This is a genomic window from Saccharomonospora iraqiensis subsp. paurometabolica YIM 90007, from assembly GCF_000231035.2.
GTDB lineage: Bacteria > Actinomycetota > Actinomycetes > Mycobacteriales > Pseudonocardiaceae > Saccharomonospora > Saccharomonospora paurometabolica.
In genome coordinates, this window is record NZ_KI912250.1 from 152021 (window position 1) to 160788 (window position 8768).

Genomic DNA, 8768 nt, shown 5'->3' on the forward strand with positions numbered 1-8768 from the left:
CCCCGGCGCTTCCGGCGCTTCCGGTGGCGCGGTCGCCGACGCACCGGCGTCCGACGACACCGTGCGCCGGCGCACCGCGAGCACGAGCAGCGCCGCCACGGCGACCAGCGTGTAGCTGGAGCCCGCGAGGTGTTGCCACCAGGCCCAGGCGGTCTCCGGTGTCCCGGGGTCGGTGGACAGCACGACGCCGTGCGGTCCGACCACGAACGCCAGCACCAGCAGCGTCGCCAGGCCCGGGACCCACCACCGGCGTGCTGCGCCGCGGCGCAACGGGTACGCCAGGGCCACCGCCGCCGGGGCCACCCACACCCAGTGGTGCGACCAGCTCAACGGGGACGCCAGCAGCCCCCAGAAGGCGATCGCGAGCAGTACCGTGACGTCGTCGCCCACCGACCGCGCCCGCCGGGCGGCGAGCAGCGCCACGGCGAGGAACGCCAGCACCAGCAGCACCCACAGCACGAACCGGACGTCGCCCCCGTCCGGCAGCAGACGGTGCAGCACCCCGTTGAACGACTGGTTGAACGCGTACGCGGTGCCCACCTTCTGGTCCGTGCCGAACACGGCGTCGAACCAGAAACGGACCGAGTCACCCGGCGCGAGGGCGAATCCGAGCAGGATCGACCCGGCGAACGTGCCCACGGCGACGGCCGCGGCCCGGTACTGCCGCTTGACCAGGAAGAACAGCACGAAGATCAGCGGGGTCAGCTTGATCCCCGCGGCCAGGCCGGTCAGCAGGCCCCGTGGCCACCGCGTACGGGGCAGCAGGCAGTCCACCACGACGAGCCCCATCAGCAGCAGGTTGATCTGCCCGAGGACGATCGTCTGCCGGACGGGTTCGATCAGCAGCCACCCGGCCGCGACGGCGGCACCCAACAGCACCGCACCCGTCCGCCTGCCGTGCCTGCGCCCGGCGACGACCGTCGTGGTGGCGAGCAGCGCCGCCAGTCCGGCTGCCACCAGCAGCACCGTGGCCACGTGCCAGGGCAGCAGGTGGGCCGGGACGAAGGCGACCGCGGCGAGCGGCGGGTAGAGGAACGGCAGCCCGATCTCCAGCGGCACGTACTCCCGGAACTCCGGCGAGTACAGCGCGATCCCGTGCGACCAGGCGTAGCCGCCGGTCCGGTAGACGCGCAGGTCGGAGAACTCGACCGGGCTGAGCAGGACCGCCACGGCGGTCACGAGCAGGACACCGAGCGCGATCGTGACCGCTCGGCCGTGTCGACCGGCCTCGGCGTCGTCCCGGGCCCCCACGTCCCGACGGCGCAACGCCGTCTCCCAGCGCACCATGCAGTACAGCCCTCAGTCGTCCCTCGGTGGGAACCGCCCCGGCGAAGCCCCCGTGTCGGGCACCCACCGTACCGACGGGTGGCCCGGTCGTGGCGCGCTCCTGCCGGATCGGCACGGCTCCCGCCGCGGGAGAGCTGCCCGCGACCGGCCGGGTCCGGGCAGCTCTCCCCCGTGTCAGATCAGGCCGAGGGACAACATCGCGTCGGCCACCCGCGTGTACGCGGCGATGTTCGCGCCCGCGACGTAGTTGCCGGGCATCCCGTACTCCTCCGCGGTCTCGCGGCAGCGGGTGTGGATACCCCGCATGATCTCCTCCAGCCGGTCCTCCGAGTACTCGAACGTCCAGGAGTCCCGGGAGGCGTTCTGCTGCATCTCCAGCGCGGAGGTGGCGACCCCGCCCGCGTTGGCGGCCTTGCCCGGCCCGAAGGCGACACCGGCGTCCTGGAACAGCTGCACGGCCTCGGGGGTGGTGGGCATGTTCGCGCCCTCGGCGACCACCGTGCAGCCGTTGCGGATCAGCCGCTCGGCCTCCTTACCGGTGATCTCGTTCTGCGTGGCCGAGGGCATGGCCACGTCGCACGGCACGTCCCACACCTGCGCGCCCTCGACGTAGCGGGCGTTGGAGACGGTCTCGGCGTAGCTGGAGAGGCGCTCGCGGCGCACCTCCTTGATGTCCTTCAGCAGCTCGAGGTCGATGCCCTTCTCGTCGACGATGTAGCCGGTGGAGTCGGAGCAGGCCACCACCCGGCCGCCGAGCTGGTGGGTCTTCTCGATCGCGTAGATGGCGACGTTGCCGGACCCGGAGACGACGGCGGTCTTGCCCGCGAAGTCCTCACCGCGCGCGGCCAGCATCTCGTTGACGAAGTAGGCCGTGCCGTAGCCGGTGGCCTCGGTGCGCACCTGGGCGCCGCCGTAGATGAGGCCCTTCCCGGTGAGCACCCCCGACTCGTAGCGGTTGGTGATGCGCTTGTACTGGCCGAACAGGTAGCCGATCTCCCGGCTGCCGACCCCGATGTCCCCCGCGGGAACGTCGGTGTACTCACCGATGTGCCGTTGCAGCTCGGTCATGAAGCTCTGGCAGAACCGCATGATCTCGCGGTCGGACTTGCCCTTCGGGTCGAAGTCGGACCCGCCCTTGCCGCCGCCGATCGGCAGCCCGGTCAGGGCATTCTTGAAGATCTGCTCGAACCCGAGGAACTTGACGATGCCGAGATACACCGAGGGGTGGAAGCGCAGGCCACCCTTGTAGGGCCCGAGTGCGCTGTTGAACTCCATCCGGAAGCCACGGTTGATGTGGATCTCACCGTTGTCGTCCTCCCAGGGCACCCGGAAGATGATCTGACGCTCCGGCTCGCAGATCCGCGAGATGATCTTGGCGTCCGCGTACTGCGGGTGCTTGCCCACCGCGGGGCTGATGCTCTCCAGCACCTCACGCACGGCCTGGTGGAACTCGACCTCGCCCGGGTTGCGGGCCAGGACCTCCGCGTAGACGTTCTCGAGCCGTTCGTGGATCGGCACTCTACGACCTCCGCTTCACGGGTCGGGGGTTTCGTTAACACGAGCGAAACACCGTTGTCCCGCACGGAGCAACACCGGGACAGCTTAATCCTCGTCACCTCCCGTCGTGCCGCGAAGGGCACCTTCCCTGCGTGTGACGCAGCGAAGGTGCCCCTCGCGCGACCCTCCCGGAGAGCGGGCGGCGGCAGCGGCTACTCGCGCAGGGAGAGGGCGGCCTTGGGGCAGGAGGCCACCGCCTGGCGCACCCGCTGTTCGTTGTCCGCGTCCACCGCACCGACCAGGTGCAGGTTGTCGTCCTCGTCGAGTTCGAACACCTCGGGCGCGACCGCCTCGCAGACCCCGTTCGCCTCACACTGGTCGTAGTCGACGACGACCTCCATGTCTCCTCCTTCATCCTCCCGCGTCCCCGCGGGGCCCTCGTCCGTGACCGGGGCGGGGTGAACTAGAACCTGTTCTATTAGTCGCATACCGTACGGGCCCTGACAAGGGTCGCCGGGAACCACCGCGGCCGTTCGGGGACCTCTCCGGTAGCCGCGGGGGGCCGCTTCGGCAGACTGTGCCGAGGCAGGACCGGGACGGCGCACGCGGCGACGGGCGCGACCGGCGGACACGGACGGCAGCGGACACGGACGGCGGCGGACACGGACGGGGAACGGGATGACCACGGGCACGCACCGGATGGACGACGACCTGCTCGCGGTGGCCGAGGCCGCCACGGGGTTCATGCCCACCGACGAGGGCCTCGCCCTGTACGAGGCCGCACGGGAGCATCTGGGCACCGGGGTCGCCGTGGAGATCGGCAGCTACTGCGGCAAGTCGACGGTGTTCCTCGGCGCGGCCGCCCGGGCCACCGGGGGACGGGTCGTCACCGTCGACCACCACCGGGGTTCCGAGGAGCACCAGCCCGGCTGGGAGTACCACGACCCCGGCCTTGTCGACCCGCACACCGGCACGCTGGACACCCTGGGCGCCTTCCGCCGCACGATCGCCGACGCGGAGCTGGAGGACCACGTCGTCGCGGTGGTCGGCCGCTCGCCGGACGTGGCGGCGTTCTGGCGCACCCCGGTGGACCTGTTGTTCATCGACGGGGGACACACCGAGCGGGCCGCGCAGGACGACCTCACCGGCTGGGCCCCGTGGCTGACCGGGGGCGGCATCCTGGCCATCCACGACGTCTTCCCCGACCCGCGGGACGGGGGCAGGCCCCCGTTCCACATCTACCGCCGTGCGCTGGACTCCGGGCAGTTCACCGAGGTCTCGGCGACCGGGTCGCTGCGGGTACTGCGCCGGGAGTCCGGTCAGCCGGGCACGCCCGTGGACTGACCACCCTTCGCCGACTCCGCGCAGCCGCACGCGTCCGTCCCGACTCCGGCGGCGTCGGGGAGGCCGTCACCCCGGAAGATGCCCGCGGCCGGGGTGGTCGACGACAGGGCGTCGGCGGCCAGCAGCACCGCCGCGCCGGTCCAGGTCGGACACTCCTCCGGCCAGCGCTTGCCGTCGGCGTAGACCAGGCCGGTCCAGTACGAACCGTCGGGGTCCCGCAGGTGCTGCATCGCCGCGAACTGCTCGTGCGCGGCGGCGGTGTCGCCGACGGCGTCCAGACTGAGCACGAGCTCGCAGGTCTCGGCCCCGGTGACCCACGGGTGGTCGTCCACGCACCGGATCCCGAGGCCGTCCACCACGAAGTCGTCCCAGCGTTCACGCAACCGCCGCCGCGCCTGCGGCCCGCGCACCGCGCCGCCGAGCACCGGGTAGTACCAGTCCATCGAGTACCGGCGCTTGTCGGTGAACGCCTCCGGGTGCGACCGCAACCCGTGCGCGAGACGCCCGAGGGCGATCTCCCAGTCCGGCTGCGGCACGCCCAGGTGCCGGGCCAGGGCCAACGCGCACCGCAGCGCGTGGTGGATGCTGGAGCACCCGGTGAGCAGCGCCTCCGGGTCGACCGCGCCCCGCTCGCCCACCAGCCAGCCGATCGTGCCGTCCGCGTTGGCCGCGCCGAGGACGAACTCCACGGCACGGCGCACCGGCTCCCACATACGCCGGGCGAACCCGTCGTCTCCGGTGAGCAGCACATGGTGCCACACCCCCACCGCGAGATAGGCGCAGAAGTTCGTGTCCGCCTCGGCCTGTTCGACCACGCCCTCGCGCACCCGCGCGGGCCACGACCCGTCCGGCCGCTGGGTGCGCGCGGACCACTCGTAGGCGGCCACGGCCTCGTCCGGGAACCCGGCCACGGCCAGTCCCATCGCGGACTCGACGTGGTCCCAGGGATCCAGGTGCCCGCCCGGGAACCAGGGGATCGCCCCGGTGGATTCCTGCACCCGGGCGATGGAGGCCGCCGTCGCCACGGCCTGCTCGGCGGAGAGCACCCCCGGCACCGACGGTGCGGCGGTGCCGGCCGGAACCCCCGCGACCGTGCGGACGCCGCCCCGGTCAGCGGGCGGCAAGCGGCGCCCCCTGCTTGACGAGGTACAGGACCAGACTCTTGCCGAGCACGGGGTTGAGCAGCCGTTCCGCGGTGCGGGTCACGGCGGGCGCGGAGAGCATGTCCCACACGAGCAGCCGGTGGTAGGCGTCGGTGAGCGGGTGCCGCTCCCGGTCGACCCCGACCGCGCACTTCAGCCACCAGTACGGCGCGTGCAGGGCGTGCGCGTGGTCCCGTCCGATCGCGCGGAGGCCGACCGACTCCAGCTTGTCCCGGAGCTCGCCCTCCCGGTAGATGCGCACGTGCCCGCCCTCGACCTCGTGGTAGGCGTCGGACAGCAGCCAGCACACCCGCTCGGGCAGCCTGGCGGGCACCGTCACCGCGACGGTTCCGCCCGGCCGCACGATCCGGGACAGCTGGTGGATCGCCTTGTCGTCGGACGGAATGTGCTCCAGGATCTCCGAGGCGATCACGCAGTCGAACGACTCGTCGGGGAACGGCAGGTCCAGCGCGTCCCCGGACACCGTGCGCGCCGCGGCCCCCGGCGGCACCTCGTTCTCGGCCTCCATCGCCGCGAACATCTCGGCCACCTTGGCCAGTTCCGGTTCGTCGTGGTCGAAGGCGACCACGTCGGCCCCGCGCCGGTAGGCCTCGAAGGAGTGCCTGCCCGCCCCGGCCCCGACGTCGATCACCTTGCTGCCCGGCACCACACCGAGCCGGTCGAAGTCCACCGTCAGCATCGCCGTCACCGTTTCCTCTCGTCGTCTCCGGCCGCCCGACACGACTCGATGGACGCCATGTAGCGCTCCACCGTCGCCTCGGCGACCGACCGCCAGCTGTACCGGCGCTGGGCACGCTCGCGCCCGGCCTCCCCGAGCCGCCGCCGCAGCGCGGGGTCGTCGAGCACCGCCCCGAGCCGGTGGGCCAGGGCCTCGGCGTCGCCGGGCGGCACGAGGTAACCACATCCGCCGTCCGGGCCGACCACCTCGGGCAGCGCGCCCGCGCGGCTGACCACCAGCGGGGTCCCGCACGACATCGCCTCGACGGTGGGCAGCGAGAAGCCCTCGTACAACGACGGCACGCACGCCACCTCGGCCGAGGCGAGCAGGCCGGCCAGTTCGGTGTCGTCGATCCCGCTCACCGTGTTCACCGCGTCGGCGATCCCCAGTTCGTCGATGAGCTTCTCGGTCGGGCCGCCCTCGGCGAGGCGGGACACGAGCGTGAGGTGCACGTCGCGTTCGGTCCGCAGTTTCGCGACCGCCTCCAACAGGTGCCGCACCCCCTTCAGCGGGACGTCCGCGCTGGCCACGGCCACGATGCGGCCGGGTGTGCGGGGGGCGTCCGGCGGCCGGAACAGGTCGGTGTCCACCCCGAGCGGGACGGTGGTGATCCGGTCCGCCGACACCCGGAAGTCCTCGGCGATGTCGTCGGCCGACGCCCGGGAGACGGTGATCAGCTCGGGGATGCGCCGGGCCACCCTGGCCTGCATCCGGACGAAGCCGTACCACCGGCGCACCGCGGGCCGGCGCCACCAGGGCGCCGCGGCGAGGTCGGCCACCCGGTCCCGGGTGATCGGGTGGTGCACCGTGGCCACCAGCGGGATCCCGGCGCGCCGCACCGACAGCAGGCCGTAGCCGAGGCACTGGTTGTCGTGGACCACGTCGAACTCGTGGGCGCGCTGCCGCAGCAGCCGCGCGGCCCGCACGCTGAACGTCAGCGGCTCGGGAAAGCCGGCCGTCCACATCGTCGCCACCTCGGCGACGTCCAGCCAGTCCCGGATCTCGGCCGGGCGCGGTGTGCGGAACGGGTCCGGTTCGCGGTAGAGGTCCAGACTGGGTACCTCGGTCAGCGACACGGGCGGGTCGAGCTCCGGGTAGGGCTGTCCGGAGAAGACCTCGACCTCGTGGCCGAGCTCGGCGAGGCCGCGGCTGAGCTGCCGCACGTAGACACCCTGGCCACCGCTGTGCGGCTTGCTCCGATAGGAGAGCAGCGCGATTCGCAACGAAACTACCTCTCGTCCGGCGTGGGCCGCGGTCCGGGTGATTCACACCCGGAGCCGGAGATCTCACCCGCCCGGCCACCACCACGGAAAACCGGGCGGTGGAGCGGAATTCGATTCTTCCGGATCATGGCAGAATCGCTCCTTCGGGGAGAGTGAGATCGCCGTAAGACTAGAATTGAGTTCAACCGGAACACAAGGACGCGACCCCCATTCCGGGGGCGATGTGACGAAAGACTCTGAATTCGCCGCGCCCCGGAAAAGCCACCGCGGACCGCGCGGCCGGTCGGTCACACGGTCCGCATCCGGGCGATCCGCCACGCGCCGTCGATCCTGCGCAGCTCCAGCTCCAGGCAGGCGGTTCCCGACTCACCGGCTCCGCCGTCGGCCGAAATGGTCTGCTGGTCGACGAACACGAGCACCCGCGCACGCGCGTCGTCCAGCTCACGCACCCCCACCTCGCGCACCGTGGTGGAGCGCACCGTCTCCTCCCCGTCCGCGCGGGCCGACACCTTGTCGAAAGTGGACCGGTACTGCTCGGCCGCCCTCCCCACGAGCGACTCCTCGGCGACCCGCTCGGTCCGGGCGAGGTCGCGGTGACTGTAGGACAGCAGCCCCTGCACCATCGCCGTGGTCTCCTCGACCACCGCCGTCGTCGCCGCCGGATCGGCGAAGGCCGCGTTGCCCCCGCTCAGGCGTCGCTCCGCGACGGCGAACCACGCGGCCGCCGCACCCGCGAGCACCGTCACCGCCGTGAGGACGGCCAACCACGTCGCCGCCCGGGACGACCCGTTCCGGTCCTCTCCTCCCCGGGCCACGGCGCGCGTGTCCCCGAACGGGTCACCCTCCGCCCCGTCCCCGGCCGGGCGACCGGAGCCCGCGGGGTCCGTGTCCGGCGTGTCCTCGGTGGTCATCGCGCCTCCTGTACCGAGGCGACCTTCCAGCCGTCCCCGGTCCGGCTCAGCTCCGCCACGAGCACGTTCCGGCGCACACTCGGCCCGTCGGACCCGGATTCGAGATCGATCTCCACCACCGCGAGCATCCGCGCCGTCCCCGCGTCCACGTCGAGGTGGGACAGGGCCGCACCGGCCACCGACGCCTCCGCCGTGGTCCCGCTGCGTTCGACGTCGGCGATCTCATCACCGCGACCCTTCCGGAAGCGCTCCGCGAGGTCCCCCGTGGTGACGTCGATCCAGCTGTCCACCGACCGCCCGGCCCGGGTGTGGTCGACGGTGTGCAGGGCGTCCACGGCCGCCGTCCCGGCGTCGAGTGCGGCCTCCCGGGCCGACGCGCGCCCGGCGTACTCGCTCCGGGCGGTGGACAACCACGAGTAACCGAACCACGCGCAGCACACCAGGGCGAGCACGGCCGTCGCCGTCAGCGCGGTCCGTGCCTTCCGTGCGCGGCGTGCCCCGGTTGCCGTCCCGGTCACTCACCCACCCCCAGCAGTGCGCCGAGGCCGCCGCGGTCGGGGGCCGCGTCCGCCCCGTCGAGCAGGCCGGGCAACGACGGCTCGGCCCCGGAGTCGGTGCCGTCGCC

General features: G+C 72.6%; 9 protein-coding genes. 1 reads left to right on the forward strand and 8 read right to left on the reverse strand.

Going from position 1 to position 8768, the window contains the following annotated elements:
• The 3 genes from SACPADRAFT_RS28315 to SACPADRAFT_RS0216810 form a co-directional block, all read right to left on the reverse strand.
• Nucleotides 1-1287 (reverse strand): glycosyltransferase 87 family protein (locus tag SACPADRAFT_RS28315; protein WP_007025385.1); only part of this gene is annotated, 1287 nt, incomplete at its 3' end.
• Nucleotides 1288-1461: 174 nt separating this feature from the next.
• On the reverse strand, nt 1462-2805 hold the full coding sequence (gene gdhA, locus SACPADRAFT_RS0216805) for an NADP-specific glutamate dehydrogenase (protein ID WP_007025386.1): 1344 nt from the start codon (nt 2803-2805) through the stop codon (nt 1462-1464).
• Between the two features lie 191 nt (nt 2806-2996).
• Nucleotides 2997-3185, reverse strand: coding sequence for a ferredoxin (locus tag SACPADRAFT_RS0216810; protein ID WP_007025387.1), 189 nt, complete (start codon nt 3183-3185; stop codon nt 2997-2999).
• Nucleotides 3186-3462: 277 nt separating this feature from the next.
• Here SACPADRAFT_RS0216810 and SACPADRAFT_RS0216815 point away from each other — a divergent pair, with 277 nt between their 5' ends.
• Entirely contained in the window at nt 3463-4128 is a 666-nt protein-coding gene (locus SACPADRAFT_RS0216815; protein WP_007025388.1) for a class I SAM-dependent methyltransferase, read from the forward strand.
• Here the strand turns inward: SACPADRAFT_RS0216815 and SACPADRAFT_RS0216820 are convergent.
• The 5 genes from SACPADRAFT_RS0216820 to SACPADRAFT_RS33145 form a co-directional block, all read right to left on the reverse strand.
• A complete protein-coding gene (locus tag SACPADRAFT_RS0216820; protein WP_007025389.1) occupies nt 4104-5252 on the reverse strand; it encodes a glucosidase family protein in 1149 nt (382 codons plus the stop codon). The two genes, SACPADRAFT_RS0216815 and SACPADRAFT_RS0216820, sit on opposite strands and share 25 nt — an antisense overlap.
• Nucleotides 5239-5970, reverse strand: coding sequence for a class I SAM-dependent methyltransferase (locus tag SACPADRAFT_RS0216825; protein WP_028662528.1), 732 nt, complete (start codon nt 5968-5970; stop codon nt 5239-5241). The genes SACPADRAFT_RS0216820 and SACPADRAFT_RS0216825 overlap by 14 nt, the downstream gene beginning before the upstream one ends.
• Nucleotides 5971-5975: 5 nt before the next feature.
• Nucleotides 5976-7232: a glycosyltransferase family 4 protein gene (locus SACPADRAFT_RS0216830; RefSeq protein WP_007025391.1), complete on the reverse strand. Its 1257-nt coding sequence runs from the start codon at nt 7230-7232 to the stop codon at nt 5976-5978.
• 287 nt (nt 7233-7519) lie between these two features.
• Nucleotides 7520-8143 (reverse strand): hypothetical protein, encoded by a 624-nt coding sequence (locus SACPADRAFT_RS0216835; protein ID WP_007025392.1) that lies wholly within the window; start codon nt 8141-8143, stop codon nt 7520-7522.
• The gene (locus SACPADRAFT_RS33145; protein ID WP_007025393.1) at nt 8140-8661 is read right to left on the reverse strand and encodes a hypothetical protein; all 522 of its coding nucleotides are present in this window, start codon (nt 8659-8661) and stop codon (nt 8140-8142) included. Before SACPADRAFT_RS33145 ends, SACPADRAFT_RS0216835 begins: the two co-directional genes overlap by 4 nt.
• Nucleotides 8662-8768: the final 107 nt, after the last annotated feature.